The sequence below is a fragment of the Pseudomonas sp. FW305-20 genome (genome assembly GCF_058788075.1).
Map to the genome: position 1 here is coordinate 1 of NZ_JBYTAJ010000061.1, position 17114 is coordinate 17114.

The 17114-nt window shown below is 60.9% G+C and carries 14 protein-coding genes; 13 read left to right on the forward strand and 1 reads right to left on the reverse strand.

The window, feature by feature from the left end; all coding sequences use genetic code 11:
- The first annotated feature begins 256 nt into the window (after positions 1–256).
- The 8 genes from AC3WP4_RS28035 (at position 257) to AC3WP4_RS28070 (ending at position 9496) form a co-directional block, all read left to right on the forward strand.
- On the forward strand, positions 257–1153 hold the full coding sequence (locus tag AC3WP4_RS28035) for a TauD/TfdA dioxygenase family protein (RefSeq protein ID WP_102616646.1): 897 nt from the start codon (positions 257–259) through the stop codon (positions 1151–1153).
- 18 nt (positions 1154–1171) lie between these two features.
- A complete protein-coding gene (locus tag AC3WP4_RS28040) occupies positions 1172–2197 on the forward strand; it encodes an ABC transporter substrate-binding protein (RefSeq protein WP_074872425.1) in 1026 nt (341 codons plus the stop codon).
- Between the two features lie 5 nt (positions 2198–2202).
- Complete coding sequence (locus AC3WP4_RS28045) at positions 2203–3063, forward strand: ABC transporter ATP-binding protein (RefSeq protein ID WP_102616647.1); 861 nt, start codon at positions 2203–2205, stop codon at positions 3061–3063.
- A gap of 20 nt (positions 3064–3083) precedes the next feature.
- Positions 3084–3950, forward strand: coding sequence for an ABC transporter permease (locus AC3WP4_RS28050; protein WP_102616648.1), 867 nt, complete (start codon positions 3084–3086; stop codon positions 3948–3950).
- A 201-nt stretch (positions 3951–4151) separates the two neighbouring features.
- On the forward strand, positions 4152–5072 hold the full coding sequence (locus AC3WP4_RS28055; RefSeq protein ID WP_102616649.1) for a LysR family transcriptional regulator: 921 nt from the start codon (positions 4152–4154) through the stop codon (positions 5070–5072).
- A gap of 220 nt (positions 5073–5292) precedes the next feature.
- Complete coding sequence (locus AC3WP4_RS28060; RefSeq protein ID WP_102616650.1) at positions 5293–6828, forward strand: MFS transporter; 1536 nt, start codon at positions 5293–5295, stop codon at positions 6826–6828.
- Positions 6829–6854: 26 nt separating this feature from the next.
- Entirely contained in the window at positions 6855–7919 is a 1065-nt protein-coding gene (locus AC3WP4_RS28065; protein ID WP_102616651.1) for an HlyD family secretion protein, read from the forward strand.
- 143 nt (positions 7920–8062) lie between these two features.
- On the forward strand, positions 8063–9496 hold the full coding sequence (locus AC3WP4_RS28070) for an efflux transporter outer membrane subunit (RefSeq protein ID WP_102616652.1): 1434 nt from the start codon (positions 8063–8065) through the stop codon (positions 9494–9496).
- Here the strand turns inward: AC3WP4_RS28070 and AC3WP4_RS28075 are convergent.
- A complete protein-coding gene (locus AC3WP4_RS28075; RefSeq protein ID WP_074872434.1) occupies positions 9477–10166 on the reverse strand; it encodes an NYN domain-containing protein in 690 nt (229 codons plus the stop codon). The genes AC3WP4_RS28070 and AC3WP4_RS28075 overlap by 20 nt on opposite strands.
- 501 nt (positions 10167–10667) lie before the next feature.
- Here AC3WP4_RS28075 and AC3WP4_RS28080 point away from each other — a divergent pair.
- From AC3WP4_RS28080 to AC3WP4_RS28100, 5 genes are all read left to right on the forward strand, one after another.
- Positions 10668–11441: an efflux RND transporter periplasmic adaptor subunit gene (locus AC3WP4_RS28080; protein ID WP_102616653.1), complete on the forward strand. Its 774-nt coding sequence runs from the start codon at positions 10668–10670 to the stop codon at positions 11439–11441.
- Positions 11438–12757: an efflux RND transporter periplasmic adaptor subunit gene (locus AC3WP4_RS28085; RefSeq protein ID WP_102616654.1), complete on the forward strand. Its 1320-nt coding sequence runs from the start codon at positions 11438–11440 to the stop codon at positions 12755–12757. The genes AC3WP4_RS28080 and AC3WP4_RS28085 overlap by 4 nt, the downstream gene beginning before the upstream one ends.
- Positions 12758–14854 carry an efflux RND transporter periplasmic adaptor subunit gene (locus AC3WP4_RS28090; protein ID WP_102616655.1) on the forward strand — a complete coding sequence of 699 codons (2097 nt, stop codon included), beginning with the start codon at positions 12758–12760 and terminating at the stop codon, positions 14852–14854.
- Between the two features lie 164 nt (positions 14855–15018).
- Positions 15019–15864 carry a sulfotransferase family protein gene (locus AC3WP4_RS28095; RefSeq protein ID WP_074872441.1) on the forward strand — a complete coding sequence of 282 codons (846 nt, stop codon included), beginning with the start codon at positions 15019–15021 and terminating at the stop codon, positions 15862–15864.
- A 50-nt stretch (positions 15865–15914) separates the two neighbouring features.
- Positions 15915–17114 (forward strand): DUF4347 domain-containing protein (locus tag AC3WP4_RS28100; protein WP_146012184.1); only part of this gene is annotated, 1200 nt, incomplete at its 3' end.

Sequence of the window (17114 nt, forward strand, 5' to 3'; positions counted from 1 at the left end):
CATTGGTTCTGTGTCGATCACATAACCCCTGTGGGAGCGAGCCTGCTCGCGATGAGGGCCTCAAGAACAACACATCCAAAAAACATATCGTTATTCGCTAACGGTATTTAAATTTCAGTTCTTATATCTATAAAGTCATTCTCCTGCGTACCTGCCGACCAATCGGCGCGCCGCACGACACGAACCAACACGGGACCTCCGTGAGTTTCTTGATCGACGCGCGCGCCCTTGAGCGTGCCGTGCGTGGGAGTGATTTATGTCTGCAGCAACGGCTTTCCCAAGCGCCGCGAACATCGCGCCGCAAACCTTCGACATCCGCCCGTTCAGTGGCGCCGTCGGTGCCGAAATCATCGGCCTCGACCTGTCCCGGCCGATCAATGATCAGGACTTCGCCCGCATCCACCGCGCGCACCTGGATCATCACGTCGTGGTGTTCCGCGACCAGCGCATTAACTCCGAGCAACACATTGCCTTCAGCCGCCGTTTCGGTGTGTTGCAGATCCACGTGCTCAAGCAATTCCTGCTGGCCGGGCACCCGGAAATCCTCATCGTTTCCAACATCATCGAGAACGGCCAATCCATCGGCCTCGGTGACGCCGGCAAGTTCTGGCATTCCGACCTGTCCTATAAAGAACTGCCAAGCCTGGGTTCGATGCTGCACGCCCAGGAGCTGCCGTCCGAGGGCGGCGACACGCTGTTCGCCGACATGCACAAAGCCTGGGACAACCTGCCCGAAGCGCTGCGCAAAGCCGTCGAAGGTCGCTCGGCCGCGCACTCCTACACCGCGCGCTACAGCGAGACAAAATTCGAAGGCAACTGGCGCCCGACGCTGACGCCCGAGCAACTGGCTCAGGTGGCTGAAGTGGTCCACCCGATTGTTCGCACTCACCCGGAAAACGGTCGCAAGGCGTTGTTCGTCAGCGAGGGTTTCACCACGCGCATCGTTGGTTTGCCGGAAGACGAGAGCAAGCAATTGCTCGACGAGCTCTACGCCCACAGCGTGCTGCCGCAAAACATCTACCGCCATCAATGGCAGGCCCACGACCTGGTGTTCTGGGACAACCGTTCGCTGATTCATCTCGCCGCCGGATGCCCAAGCTACCTGCGCCGCAAGTTGTATCGCACCACCATCCAGGGCGACGCGCCTTTCTGATTTGTCGGAGAAACTCTCATGTCCAAACGTCTTCCATTTGCACCGTTGGCTGCGGCCATCGGCCTGGGTTTCAGCCTGATCACCGGCAGCCTGGTGGCGCCGACCGTGGCCCATGCTGAAGGTGAAATCCGCATCGCCGAGCAGTTCGGCATTGTTTATCTGTTGCTCAATGTGGTGCGCGACCAGAACCTGATCGAGAAGTACGGGAAGCAGGAAGGCATCGACATCAAGGTCGACTGGACCCAACTCTCCGGCGGTGCGGCGGTCAACGATGCGTTGCTCTCCGGTTCCATTGATATCGCCGGTGCGGGCGTCGGTCCGCTGCTGACCATCTGGGACCGCACCCACGGCAAGCAAAACGTCAAAGCCGTCGCCTCCCTCGGCAACTTCCCGTACTACCTGGTGAGCAACAACCCCAAGGTCAAAACCATCGCCGACTTCACCGAGAAGGACCGCATCGCGGTGCCGGCGGTCGGCGTGTCGGTGCAGTCGCGCATCCTGCAATACGCGGCTGCCAAACAGTGGGGCGACAAGGAATTCAACCGCCTCGACAAGTACACCATCGCCGTTCCGCACCCCGACGCCACGGCGGCGCTGATTGCCGGCGGCACCGAGTTGACCGGGCACTTTTCCAACCCGCCGTTCCAGGATCAGGAACTGGCCAACCCTAACGTCCACGTTGTGCTCAATTCCAATGACGTGCTCGGTCCGAACTCGCCGACGGTGTTGTTCGCTACCGAGAAATTCCGCGACGAGAACCCGAAAACCTATAAGGCGTTCGTCCAGGCACTGACCGAGGCGGCCGAGTTCGCCCAGAACGATAAAGGCGCGGCGGCGGACACGTACATCCGCGTCACCAAGGCGAAAATCGACCGCGCTGCGCTGCTGAAAATCATCGATAACCCGCAGTTCGAATTCAGCGTCACGCCGAAAAATACTTACCCGCTGGCCGAATTCCTTTATCGCGTTGGCGCGATCAAAAACAAACCGGATTCGTGGAAGGACTACTTCTTCCAGGACGCCAAACCGCTGCAAGGGAGCTGACCGAGATGAACGCCCCTTTGCAAGGCCACACGGTCAGCAAACCGATCGCGCCAGCCCAAGCGCTGCTGTCGGTCGACAACGTCAGCCTCGAATACCGCACGCCTCAGCGGGTGGTTCGTGCGACCCATCAGGTCAGCTTTGAAATCGATCCGGCGGACCGCTTTGTGCTGCTCGGTCCGTCCGGTTGCGGCAAATCAACGTTGCTCAAGGCAGTCGCCGGGTTCATCCAGCCGTGTGAAGGCGAGATTCGTCTTCAGGGGCAAACCGTTCATGCCCCGGGGCCGGACCGGATCGTGGTGTTCCAGGAGTTCGATCAACTGCCGCCGTGGAAAACCGTCAAACAGAACGTGATGTTTCCGCTGCTTGCCTCGAAAACCCTCAAGCGCAAAGAGGCCGAGGAGCGGGCGCTGCACTATCTGGACAAGGTCGGTCTGGCGGCGTTTGCCGATGCCTATCCGCATACCTTGTCCGGCGGCATGAAAGCGCGGGTGGCGATTGCTCGTGCACTGGCCATGCAGCCGAAAATCCTCTTGATGGACGAACCCTTTGCCGCCCTCGATGCACTGACCCGCCGCAAGATGCAGGAAGAATTGCTGCTGCTCTGGGAAGAAGTGCGCTTCACGCTGCTGTTCGTCACGCACTCCATCGAAGAAGCGTTGGTGGTGGGCAATCGAATCCTGCTGCTGTCGCCGCATCCGGGGCGGGTGCGGGCGGAAGTCCACAGCCATCAATACGACTTGCACAGCCTTGGCGGCGTGGCCTTTCAGGAGTCGGCGCGACGTATTCATCGGTTGTTGTTCGATGAAGGTCAGTCCCCGCAAACCGAGCGTGAGCTGGATTTCTCCGACATCCGCATCGCTTATTGAGCCATTGAGAGGAGTGCCCGATGAGCCTTTTATCATCCCCGCGTGAAGAATTTGAAACGGTGTTGCAGCCGCTGACGAGCGTGCCGCTGGAGCGTGAATTACCGCATGGTCAGCGCCTGTGGCAACAAGGCTGGTTACGCAAAAGCCTGATCCTGATTTTGCTCGCGGTCCTGTGGGAGGTGGTTGCCCGCGTTCAGGACAACGACCTGCTGCTGCCAAGTTTTCTGCAAACCGCGAGCGCGCTGTACGACGGTTTGCTCAGCGGCGAGTTGCTGGGCAAGGTGTGGATTTCGCTGGTGGTGTTGCTCAAGGGTTACCTGATCGGCATTGTCCTGGCATTTGCCCTGACTACCCTGGCGGTGTCGACGCAGTTCGGCCGCGACCTGTTGAGTACGTTGACCTCGATGTTCAACCCGCTGCCGGCGATTGCTCTGTTGCCGCTGGCGTTGCTGTGGTTCGGCCTGGGGCAGAACAGTCTGATTTTCGTGTTGGTGCATTCGGTGCTCTGGGCGCTGGCGTTGAACACTTATGCCGGGTTCCTCGGTGTCTCGGAAACCCTGCGCATGGCCGGACGCAATTACGGCCTCAAAGGCATGCGTTTCGTGCTGTTCATCCTGATCCCGGCAGCGTTGCCATCGATTCTCGCCGGGCTGAAGATCGGCTGGGCCTTCGCCTGGCGTACGCTGATCGCCGCTGAATTGGTGTTCGGCGCCACCAGCGGCAAGGGCGGCTTGGGCTGGTACATCTTCCAGAACCGTAATGAGCTGTACACCGACAAGGTGTTTGCCGGGTTGGCGGTGGTGATCCTGATCGGCTTGTTGGTGGAAAATCTGGTGTTCAGCACTCTGGAACGGGTGACGGTGAAGCGGTGGGGGATGCAGCGGTAAGATTTGTGGTGACAGGTCTGACGCCATCGCGAGCAGGCTCACTCCCACAGTGATCTTCAGTGGATGCAGACCCTGTATTCGACACATAACCCTGTGGGAGTGAGCCTGCTCGCGATGGGGCCAGGCCAGCTAACACATCAGCCGGGGGATGTTTGCTAGCATTGCGTCTGGATCAATCCAGATCAGCCATGAGTGCTCAGCATGCAACTCCCGGACATGAATTTGTTGGTCGCCCTCGACGCCTTGCTCGACGAGGGCAGTGTGGTAGGCGCCGCGCGGCGGATGAACCTCAGCCCGGCGGCGATGAGCCGGACGCTGACGCGGATTCGCGAGGCCATCGGCGATCCGATCCTGGTGCGCGCCGGGCGTGGCCTGGTGCCAACGCCCAAGGCGCTGGCGTTGCGCGAGCAGGTGCGTGACGTGGTGGAGCAGGCCGCGCTGTTGTTTCGCTCGGCCGATGCGGTGGAGCTGGGCACGTTGCGCCGTCGGTTCAACATTCGCGCCAACGACTTTTTCGTCGGCGTTTACGGTGGAAAACTCTTCGACACCCTGGATCGCCAGGCGCCGCACTGCGAGCTGCGTTTTGTGCCGGAAGGCGATGGCGATGACGAAGCGTTGCGCGAAGGGCGGATCGACCTGAGCATCAGCAATACCCGACCGCTGACTCCGGAAGTGAAGATTCAGAACCTGTTCTCTACTCATTTCGTCGGCCTGGTTCGCGAAGACCACCCGCTGTTCGATGAGGAGATCACCGCCGAGCGTTACGCCGGGTTTTCCCATATCAGCATGTCCCGTCGCGGCATCGCCCGAGGCCCGATCGATACCGCGCTCAATGCCTTGGGGCTGGAACGGCGGGTGGCGGTGATTGCGCCGAGTTTCCATGCGGCGATGTTTGCCTTGCCTGATTCCGATTTGATTCTGCCGGTGCCCAAGGAGGCATTGCTGAGCGTCCAGCGCCTGGGCCTGAAGCTGCGCTCGTTTACCCTGCCGATTCCCTTGCCCACCCTAATGCTGACCCAAGCCTGGCACCCGCGTTTCGACAAGGATCCGGCCCATCGCTGGCTGCGCGAAACCCTGAAAGCCTGTTGCGACGAAACGTGGCTGGCGGCACAACCCATTTGAAATTGAACGCTGTCCCCCTGTGGGAGTGAGCCTGCTCGCGATAGCGTTGGATCAGTCAGCATAAATGTTGAATGTTATGGCCCTGTCGCGAGCAGGCTCGCTCCCACAGGGGATTTGTATTGCTGCATGGGGCGCACTTATAAACTGCCAATAAGTCAATTTTCGTAAGGTCTCGCGCTTCTTAAAATGCTTCGGTATTCAAACCCCGGAGCTTGCAGTCATGACTTCCCTCACGGTCACGGCACCTCTCGCCGCGGCCAGCCCGGCTGCCGTCACGCCACCGGTTTTTGGTCCGCGGATCATCATCGGCCTGGTGGGCGTGTTGTTGGCGGTGCTGGTGTCGGGCCTGAACGAGATGGTGACCAAGGTTGCCCTCGCCGACATCCGCGGCGCATTGGCCATCGGCTACGACGAAGGCACCTGGCTGGTCGCCAGTTACACCGCGACCTCGGTGGCCGCCATGGCCTTCGCACCTTGGTGCTCGGTGACGTTTTCGCTGCGGCGGTTCACCCTCTGCGCCATCAGCGCATTCACCCTGTTGGGCGTGTTGTGCCCGTTCGCTCCGAACTATGAAAGCCTGCTGGTCATGCGCACCTTGCAAGGCCTGGCAGGCGGTGCATTGCCGCCGATGCTGATGACCGTCGCCCTGCGCTTCTTGCCGGCCAACGTGAAGCTCTACGGCCTGGCCGGTTACGCCCTGACCGCGACGTTCGGCCCGGGGCTTGGCACTCCGCTGGCCGGGTTGTGGACCGAACACGTCGGATGGCAATGGACCTTCTGGCAAATCATCGCACCGTGCCTGATCGCCATGGTCGCGGTGGCGTATGGCTTGCCCCAGGACCCGTTGCGCCTGGAGCGCTTCAAACAATTCAACTGGCGCGGCGTGCTGCTGGGTTTTCCGGCGATCTGCATGCTGGTGATCGGTATTTTGCAAGGCAATCGGCTGGACTGGTTCGAGTCGAGCCTGATCTGCGGATTGCTCGGCGGTGGGTTGCTGCTGTTAGTGCTGTTCCTGATCAACGAATGGTCGCAACCAATGCCGTTTTTCAAGCTGCAGATGCTCGGCATCCGCAACCTGTCGTTCGCCTTGCTGACCTTGGCCGGGGTGTTGGTGGTGCTGCTGGCGGTGATCATCATTCCGTCCAGTTACCTGGCGCAAGTACAGGGTTATCGCCCGGTTCAGACCGCACCCATCATGTTGCTGGCAGCGCTGCCGCAGTTGATCGCGCTGCCGTTGGTGGCGGCACTGTGCAACCTGCGCTGGGTCGATTGCCGCTGGGTGCTGGGGATCGGCCTGAGCATGCTGGCGCTGTCCTGCATCGGTGGGTCGCAGTTGACGTCGGTGTGGATACGCGACGACTTCTATGCGCTGCAACTGCTGCAAATCTTCGGTCAGCCGATGGCGGTGCTGCCGCTGTTGATGCTCTCCACCGGCAGCATCAGCCCGATGGAAGGCCCGTTCGCTTCGGCCTGGTTCAACACCGTAAAAGGCCTGGCGGCGGTGATCGCCACCGGCGTGCTGGAGGCATTGACCACCTCAAGGCTGCATTGGCACTCGATGATGCTGGTGGACAGCCTCGGCAACTCACCCCTGGTCGACAGCGACAGCGAGGGCCTTGCCCATCGGCTGCATGAGCAGGCCGTGGTGCTGACGGCCTCGGATCTTTATCTGTGCATGGCCGGCGTCGCACTGGCGCTGATCCTGCTGATTTTCTGGCTGCCGACGCGGATCTATCCGCCGCGCGCGCCGACTTGAATGCTTCACTGAAACAGAAGGTTTTCATGACGACTCAATCAAAGCAAAAAGTGGCCGTTGGCATCGCCGCGGTAATGGTGCTCGGGGTGCTGGTGTATTGGCTGGCGCCCGGCCTGTTCGGCAAGCGCACGCAACAGAACACCAATGACGCCTTTGTCTCGGCGGACTTCACGCTGGTGGTGCCGCGCGTGGCCGGGTTCATCAAGGAAGTGCTGGTGGAGGACAACCAGCAGGTCAAGGCCGGGCAGCTGCTGGCGTTGATTGATGACCGGGATTTGCGTGCCGCCGCTCAAGCGGCAGACGCCGAAACCCTGGTGGCCAGGGCGCAACTGCAAAATGCCCGTGCGACCCTTGAACGCCAGGCTTCGGTGATCGCCCAGGCCCAGGCCTCCGTTGTGTCGGCCAAGGCAGAAATGGCCTTCGCCGAGCATGAATTGAACCGCTACAACCATCTCGCCGGGGTGGGCGCCGGTACGGTGCAGAACGCCCAACAAGCGCGGACCCGCATCGATCAGGCCACCGCGCGGCTGGCTAACGTGACGGCGGTGCTGGCGGCGGAACGCAAACAGGTGGAGATCCTCACCGCCCAGCGTGACGCGGCGGAAGGTGGGCTGAAACGGGCGCAAGCGGCGCTGGAAATGGCCAGCTACGAGCTGTCCTACACACGCATCGTTGCACCTCAGGACGGTATGGTCGGCGAGCGCGCCGTTCGGGTCGGCGCCTATGTCACGCCGGGGAGCAAAATCCTCGCGGTGGTGCCGCTTGCGCAGGCCTATGTGGTCGCCAATTTTCAGGAGACCCAACTGACCGACGTGCAGCCGGGGCAGGACGTGCAAGTGCGTGTCGACAGCCTCGGCGGCCAGGCCCTGAGCGGTCGCGTCGAGAGCATCGCACCGGCCACGGGTGTGACGTTCGCCTCGGTCAAGCCGGACAACGCCACCGGCAATTTCACCAAGGTGGTGCAGCGGATTCCGGTGAAAATCGTCCTTGATCCGGGTCAGCCATTGGCGGAGCGGTTGCGGGTCGGGATGTCGGTGGAGGCGAGGATTGATACTGCCAGTGCCGATAAGCGTGAGGTTGTTCAACGGTGATTATTTTCGGTAGACATCCATCCCTGTGGCGAGGGGGCTTGCCCCCGTTGGGCCGCGAAGCGGCCCCAAAAGCTGCGAGCGCTTCGCACTCGAACGGGGGCAAGCCCCCTCGCCACAAGAGCCGCTTTCCTTCAGTAGCTATTGTGTTGAGTCTGTTTTCACTGAACGCCTGCACCGTCGGCCCGGACTTTCAAAAGCCTCAACCCCAGCAAATCACCGAGTGGTCGAAACCGTCAAAGTCCGCCCCCAGCCAAGCCATCGCCGACACCATGGACGAACGCTGGTGGGACGTCTTCCACGATCCAAAACTCTCGGCCCTGACCCAACGTGCCCTGACCGACAACCTCGACCTGAAACTCGCCAGCAGCCGCTTGCAGCAAAGCCGCGCTGTGCGTCAGGTGATTACCGCCAACCGTTACCCGAACACCGCCGCCACTGGCAGCTACGGGCGTAAACGCAACAGCGGCGAAGGCTTGAGCGATCCGTCGGGACACAACGGCGACTCGGCGTATAACTTGTGGGATGGAGGTTTCTCCGCGTCCTGGGAACTGGATTTCTGGGGTCGTGTGCGCCGCGAAACCGAAGCGGCTGACGCGACCCTGGAAGTCGCAGAAAACGACCGGCGCGGCGTGCTGTTGTCGGTGCTCGCAGAAACCGTCCAGGACTACATTCAGCTGCGTGGTGTGCAAAGTACCCGCGCCGTCACTGAGGAGAACCTCGACGTCGCCCGCCACAGCCTGAAACTCTCGCAGCTACGCCTGGCCGATGGTGTCGCCACCGACCTGGATGTCGCCGAAGCCGCCGCCCAGGTAGCGGCCATCGAATCGCGCCTGCCCGCGCTGGAACAGCGCCAGTCGCAACTGATCAACGCCTTGAGCCTGTTGATGGGCGAGCCGCCGCAAGCGCTGTCTGCCGAGTTATCCACAGACGCCCCGGTGCCGCAAACCCCGCGTCAGGTCGCTATCGGTCTGCCGTCGCAACTGGCCGAGCGCCGCCCGGACATCCGCCAGGCCGAAGCCCGCCTGCATGCAGCGACCGCGAACATCGGTGTGGCCAAGGGTGATTTCTATCCGCGGATCACCCTGTCGGGCAACCTCGGTTCGCAAGCTATGCAACTCAGCGATTTCGGCTCCTGGGGCTCGCGCTCTTTCGGTATCGGCCCGCAATTCAGCTTGCCGTTGTTTGACGGCGGTCGCCTGCGCGGCGTGCTGCACTTGCGCGAAGCCCAACAACAGGAAGCCGCCATCGCCTACCAGCAAACCGTGCTGCGCGCCTGGCATGAAATCGACGATCAACTGACCGCCTACAACGCCAGCCAACTGCGCCGCGACAGCCTTGCCGAAGCCGTGCGCCAGAACCAGATCGCCCTGCGCACCGCGCAACAGCAATATGTGGAAGGGGTGGTGGATTTCGTTAACGTGCTGACGGTGCAAGGCGCGCTGTTGGCGACTCAGGAACAGTTTGTGGAGAGTTCGACCGGGGTCTCGCTGGCGATGGTCGGGTTGTACAAGGCGTTGGGTGGGGGATGGGAGTCGGTGTATCCGTTGGCGGATATTGTTACCAATAATCCGGTTTGATCGCCGGAGTCTTACGGGTAGGTACCTTGTCTGGAAACTGGTGTGACCGCAGCTCTTCTGCCGAGATGACTCTGCGCATCCAGTGGGAATGTTCTTTTAGCGAGCCTGGTGGGGTTCGTTTGAACCCTGTTCTGTAAGGAAGAACGACACCCACTGTCATTTGGGGAAAGTCTTCTCGGATAGCTCTCAGCGCGGGGGCCATGTCTGTATCCCCGGAAACTAAAACCAGTTGTTGGATGCCTTCAGCACCATTGACCTTGGCTTGTCTGGCTGCTGCGCGATACATGCTTATTGCAATATGGACGTCGGTTTCCTTTTCCTCGAGCTTCCATATGGCAGTTGTATCTTGGCGTGAGGCGCCGATCTTCTTGTTGATAAATCGGGGTGCGCGCGCAGGTTCAAGTTGGTGGCGACCATAATGAACGGCAACATTGTGAGCCCTCAGGGCACGGACGTAAGTGTCTTGTGCCTCTTTGGAAACGATGCCGCGAGTAGCCAGCTCTGGTTTAACCGAGGATGTGAAGTAGTCAATTGAGGCTAGCGAGCTCTGAGGATTTTCAATATGGGCGATATGCGCCAGTAACTGCGGCAGATTTAGCCATTTGTAAGGTGTGTCTGCCAGCAACCCGTAGAACACGTTGTAACCATCAACAAAGAATGCAGTGCGCACAAATCCAATCCTCAGAAACGAAAAAACCGGCCGAAGCCGGTTTTTTCACCCCAACTGCCAGAGAACTGAATCTCTGCGTACGGGGTTGAGTAGTGCGCTGATCCTAAATTGAGTGCATTACGCACGTCAACCATCGAGTCATCAAGGCTCCGCTCAACTGGATCTTTTCCAGCTCCGGCGAGCCAGTTTTGTGCAGTTGCCGGGGCGAGGGTCAAGGCGTGAATTGCCTCATCTGTTAATGATTGTTACGACAGAAGGTAAGACGTGATGCAGGGCTAGCAACAGCGCAAAACGTCTATCACTCTCTTCAATTTTGACTGAGCGATGGTTCCCAATTTCGTGTGGGATTTGGTACCCAGCCCTCATGGCGGAAAGATTAATTTCAGCACTCTGAAAATTTTGTCCTTTTTGAAACATTACATTTCTATCCAATGACGCCCATCCGCTTGACGCCCACCCACGCTGTCATAGACTCCGCTCATCCGTCAGGGAGTTACGGTTATGCGGCGTGTTCGTGTGTGGGTTATTGGATTGACCTTGGTAACGTGCGCAGTCCAGGCGCAAACGCCTGCGCCAGATGATCCGCTGCTGGACAGCAGCGCCAGTGCAAATGCCAGCAGCGAAGCCCGTGGTGTGCTGCGTGCCCGGGATCAGGCGGTGCTCGCCAGTGAGTTGTCCGGGCGTATTGTCGAGTTGCCGTTCAGTGAGGGCGAGTCGTTCAAGAAGGGCGACACCCTGGCGCGTTTTGATTGCTCGGCTTATCAGGCCCAGCTCAATGCGGCCCAGGCTGCCAGCCGTGGCGCCGGTGAAGAGCTGTCCCACAACAAGCAGTTGGCGGCGTTGAATTCGGTCGGGCGTTTTGAAGTGGCGCGGGCCGCGGCCAAGGTCAGTGAGACTCAGGCGCAATCCCAGGTTTATCAGGTTCAGGTCAAACGCTGCAGCGTGCTGGCGCCGTTCGATGGCCAGGTTGTCGAGCGCAAGGTCAAGCGTTATGAAAGCGTCGCTGCCGGCACGCCGTTACTGGACGTGGTCGACAACCGTACCCTGGAAATTCATCTGCTGGTGCCGTCGCGCTGGATGTCCCGGCTCAAGCCTGGCCAGACCTTCAGCTTTGTTCCCGATGAAACCGGTCAGCCACTGAATGCCACGGTTAAACGCCTCGGCGCGCGGATTGACGAAGGCAGTCAGACTTTGCTGTTGGTGGCGACGCTTCCCAGCGCCAACGGTTTGCTGGCCGGCATGAGTGGCACCGCACGTTTCGCGGAGCTTAAATGAACGCGCCCGTTGCGGGCGGCGCAGAGCAAGTATTCGCAAGGTTTCTGGATCTTGAACGCCTGACTCGCGCCGCTCGCACGCCTGCGCAATTGGCCTACAGCCTGGTCAATGACGGTCAGGCGCTGTTCGGCTTTCGCCACGCGGCGCTGGTGATTGCCGGCAAGGTGCAGGCTGTGACGGGCGTCAGTGCGGTGGAGCCGAATGCACCGTTCGTGGCGTTTGTCGAGCAGGCCGTGGCGCAGTTGTTCAAGCGCGAGATGCTGAAACAGGCGCGGGTGATTCCGCCGAATGTTCTTGGCGAATCTATTCAGGCGGATTGGCAAAGTCTTTCGGCGGCACAGGTGTTCTGGCTGCCACTGATCGATCACCAAGGTGAGGTGTTTGGCGGTTTGTGGTTGGCGCGGGATCTGCCGTGGAATCCTTCCGAGCAAGTGTTGCTGTCGCAATTGGGTGACACCTACAGCCATGCCTGGCTGGCATTGCAACCGCGCAAACCGTGGCGACTGCGCTGGACGCGAAAACGTCAGGTAGCGCTGGTCGCGGTGGTGTTGCTCGGGCTGCTGATTCCGGTGCGGCAATCGGTGCTGGCGCCGGCCGAGGTTGTTCCGCTGGGTGGCCGAGTCGTTGCGGCGCCGCTGGACGGGGTGATCGCCGAATTCCTGGTCAAACCCAATCAGACGGTGAAAGCCGGCGACCTGTTGTTGCGCTTTGAAAGCACCACGCTCAGGGCCCAGGCCGATGTGGCCGCGCGCGCCTTGGGCGTTGCTGAAGCTGAGTTGAAGGCCAATTCCCAACGCTCGTTCGCCGATGCTGAATCGAGCTCGAAAATCGATCTGCTGGCCGCACGCGTCGAGCAAAAACGTGCTGAACGGGATTACGCCCGTGAACTGCTCAAACGCAGCGAAGTGCGCGCCGAACGGGCCGGTATTGCGGTGTTCGCCGATGCGGAACGCTGGACCGGTAAACCGGTGCAGACCGGCGAGCGGCTGATGGAAATCGCCGACCCGACCCAGGCTGAGTTGCGCATCGAACTGGCGGTGGGCGATGCGATTTCGCTGGAGCCAGGCGCGCAAGTTGCGCTGTTTCTCGACAGTGACCCATTGCAACGGCATTTGGCCCGACTTGAACGCGCAGCTTACGAAGCACAACCCACGGCCGGCGGGCAGCTGGCTTATCGTCTCGACGCCAGTTTCCAGCAGACGCCACCGCGTATCGGGCTGCGCGGCACGGCGAAAGTCTTCGGTGACCGTGCGCCGCTGGCGCTGTACCTGTTACGTAAACCCCTGGCCGGTTTGCGCCAGAGCGTAGGGCTTTAGATGAGCCTGCCGAACCTGCGCGCAGATTTGCAGCTGACGCCTGCATCACCAGCGCTCGATGGCTCGCCACGCTGGACCCTGGCCGATCCGGTGCGCGGTCGCTATTTCAAACTCGGCGTGGCGGCGATGCGCCTGCTGCGCCATTGGTCCTTGGGTGATCCCGAGCAAGTACTGCGTGCCGCCAACCGTGAGCCAGGCTTGCCGCTGGATAGCGCGGAGCTAGAGCAATTGCTGGCCTTTTTGCGCAGCCACGACCTGATCACCGCCCTGGATCCGCAACAGCGCGCCAGTTACAGCCTCAAAGCGGCCGCTCAACGCCAGTCGCTGGGGCAGATCTTGCTGCACCAATACCTGTTTTTCCGTATTCCGCTGTGGCGCCCGGACGCTTTTCTCAATCGCGCCTGGCCATGGCTGCAGCGCTTCGGTCCGCGCGCGTTGCGCTACGGCTTGCCAGTGACGCTGGGGCTCGGCGTGTTTCTGGTGTCCCGGGACTGGCAGCGCTTTATCGCGACCTTCCCGCATCTATTCAGCCTCGGCGGCGCGCTGGCGTTCGGCGTGGCGTTGTTCTTTGCCAAGCTCTGCCACGAGTTCGGTCACGCCTTCATGGCCAAGCGCGCCGGTTGTCGGGTGCAGAGCATGGGCGTGGCGTTCATGGTGTTGTTGCCGATGTTTTACACCGATGTCAGCGATGCCTGGCGGGTCAATGATCGTCGTGCGCGGCTGCTGATTGGCGCCGGTGGCGTGCTGGCGGAATTGCTGTTGGCGAGCCTTGCGCTGCTCGCCTGGTCGCTGCTGCCAGACGGTCCCGGACGCACGGCGGCGTTCATGCTCGCCAGCGCTACCTGGATGACCACGCTGGTGATCAACCTCAACCCGTTCATGCGCTTTGATGGCTATTTTTTGCTCAGTGACTATTGGCAAGTCGACAACCTTCAAGCGCGAGCCTTTGCCCTTTGTCGTTGGCGCTTGCGCGAGTTTTTATTCGGTTACGGCGCGCCGGCACCAGAGCCTTGGTCGCCGAAGATGCAACGGCGTTTGCTGATCTGGGGTTACGGCGCGTGGCTGTGGCGTGCGGCGTTGTTTTTCGGGATTGCGCTGGCGGTCTACCACTTGTTCTTCAAGGTATTGGGGATTTTCCTGATGCTGGTGGAACTGGTGTGGTTCATCTTCCTGCCGATCATGAGTGAGTGGCGGCAATGGTGGGCTCGTCGCGAACAGGCGTATGCGCCTCGGGTGCTGCTCACTGGCCTGGCCCTGTTTGGGCTGTTGCTGATGCTGGTCGTGCCGTGGCGCAGCGCCGTGGAGTTGCCGACGATGCTGGAGGCTGGCCGCGCCAGTGCCTTGCACGCGCCCGTCGCGGCGCGGGTCAAAACGGTAAATGTTCACGATGGTGAAGCGGTTGTCCAAGGCCAGGTGTTGATTGAGCTGGAATCCCCGGATCTGGATTCGCGCCAGGCCATCGTCCGTCGTGAAATCCAGATCCAGCAGTTGCAGATGCGCCGTCAGGCCAGCCGCAGTGAAACCGCCGCCGACGCCGGTATCGTCGAACAGCGCCTGGCCGAAGCGGTCGCCGAATACCGAGGCCTGGCCGCCCAGCGTGAGCGCCTGCTGCTGCGGGCGCCCCATGCCGGCAAGGTGCGTGATCTGTTGCCGCAGTTGGCGGTCGGTCGCTGGTTGTCGAGCAAAGATCCGCTGGCGCGGGTGGTCGAAGACGGCGCGCGGTTACGCGGGTATCTGGCCGAAGTCGAGCTCTGGCGTGTCGCCACGGGCGCCAGCGGGCGCTTCATCGCCGACGATCCGATGCACCCGGCGATTGCCGTGCAATTGAGTGAAATCGACACCAACGGCGCGGAATTTGTCGATCAGGAAGCGTTGACCTCTGATCACCATGGACCGATTGCCGTGCGCCGGGATCAGCATCAAAGAGCGGAGCCGGTACAGGCGCAATATGGGGCGCGGTTGAGCGTCCTCGAGAACGTACCGACCCCGATGCAACCCTTGCGCGGCATTGTGGTGTTGCAGGGGCGCGGCGAGTCGTTGCTGGGTGTCGCCTGGCGGCGGTTGGCGGCGCTGGGCGTAAGGGAAAGCGGTTTTTAGGGAGCGCAACGAAACCGTGTTACCCGCAGGCTGGCAGTGTTGCATTGAACCTGTAACCAAAATCGCGTTTTTCAGACGATTTAGCTTCGATTTGATATCAAAACACCATTACCCGTAAGGCTGTTCATGGTCTACGCTCCCTCATACATAAAGGACTGACCAGGGTGAAGGGATTGCCACAGTTCCATTTTATTTCCGGCTTGCCGCGCTCAGGCTCGACCCTGCTTTCTGCGATCCTTTTGCAGAACCCGCGTTTTCATGCCGGCATGACCAGCCCCGTTGGCGCCCTGTTTTCCGGGGTTCTGGAACAGTGCAGCGCCGGCAGCGAGTTCGGTGCGGTGATCGATACCGATTTGCGCCGCCGTTTGCTTCGCGGTCTGTTCGACTCCTTCTACGCCGACAAGGCCGACAAACCGGTGGTGTTCGACACCAATCGGTTATGGAGCTCGCGCCTGCCGGCCATCCGCGATCTGTTCCCGCAAGCCAAGGTCATTGCCTGCGTGCGCAATGTCGCCTGGGTCATGGACAGCATCGAGCGTTTGTATCGCGCCAACCCCTATGAAAACACCAAGCTGTTCGGCGATGCGGTCGAGCGCAACACGGTCTACAGCCGTTGCGAAACCCTGGCCCAGCGCAATCGCCTGGTGGGGTTTGCCTGGGCAGCGCTCAAGGAAGCCTATTACGGCGAACAGGCCGACTCATTGCTGATTGTCGATTACGACCTGTTGAGCCAGGCACCGGAACGGGTGATGCGGCTGGTCTACGACTTTATCGGCGAGCCCTGGTTCGAACATGATTTCGACCATTTAGCCTACGACGCACCGGAGTTCGACCAGGCCCTCGGCCTCTCAGGGCTGCATAAGGTGAAGGCCAAGGTCCAATTGCAATCCAGGCGAACGATCCTGCCGCCGGATTTGTTCAAGCAGTACGCCGAGTTGTCTTTTTGGCTCGATGGCTCAGCCAGCGCCGCCAATGTCATTCGTATGAAGGCCGACGCCGCGATCAGTTGATCGCGGCGTTTTCATTGATGCCTCAGAAAGTTCGAGTCCGGGTGAGCAGCATGTGGTGGAGCAACGGCAAGTCGCGAGTTACCGAAGGCGCACGGGCGCTGGCCTCACCCATGATCATGTCCCTGGAGCCGCGCATGCTGTTCGACGGCGCGGTGGCGGCCACGGTGGCCGATACCGCTCAGGCAGACAGCCAAAGCACGGCTGATGCCGCCAAGGCACCAACGACCGATCAACCGGCTGCCAGCCAGGACACCCACGACCAGACCGATGCCACACCTGCACCCGTGGCCGTTGCCGTGCCGGGCCAGACCGTGGTGTTCGTCGATTCGCGGGTCAAGGACGCTGGCAGTCTTCTTCAGGGTATCGCTCCCGGTACCCAGGTGGTTCAGCTGGATGCCAGCCAGGATGGCCTGCAGCAAATCGCCGATTATCTGGACGGCCATCAGGGCATCAGTTCGGTACAGATCATTGCCCATGGCAACGCGGGCGATCTGTGGCTGGGCAATAGCTACTTGTCTGCCGACAACGTCGCGGCCCGCAGCGCGGTACTGACGGAAATCGGCAAGGACATGAACGTTGGCGGCGACATCCTGATCTACGGCTGCTACACCGCCGAAGGTGAGCGCGGCTTGAGTTTTGTCGACTCGCTGGCGCAACTGACCGGCCGTGATGTGGCGGCCTCCAGCGATCGCACCGGGCTCGCTGGCGACTGGGATCTGGAAATTGCCACGGGCATCATCGAAAGCGCTAACGTCCTCTCGGCCACGGCCATGAGCGACTATCAATGGGGCCTGGCGACCTGGACGGCCACCAACAATGCCAACACCGGTGTCGGTTCGTTGCGTGCGGCGATCGCCTCGGCGCAGAACGGCGATATCGTTACCTTCAACGGCAACATGACGGTACAGCTGACGTCCGAGCTGCTGATCAACAAAAACATTACCGTTGATGGCGACTTGAACAACGACGGCGCGGCTGACGTGATTCTCGATGGTCAGTACCGGACCCGAGTGATTGAAGTGTCGTCTGGCAGCATCGTGACGCTCGATGGCCTGGTGATCACCCGCGGCCTGGTGTCGGGCACGGGCGGCAACGGTGGCTACGGTGCCGCGGGCGCGATGGCCGGGGGTGTTTTCAACGCAGGGATTCTGACCCTGAATAACGTCAGCGTAACCTCCAACGGCGCTTCCGGTGGCGGTGGCGGCGGCGGTGTGACGGGCGCCTTTTACGGCGGTGGCGGTGGCGGTGGC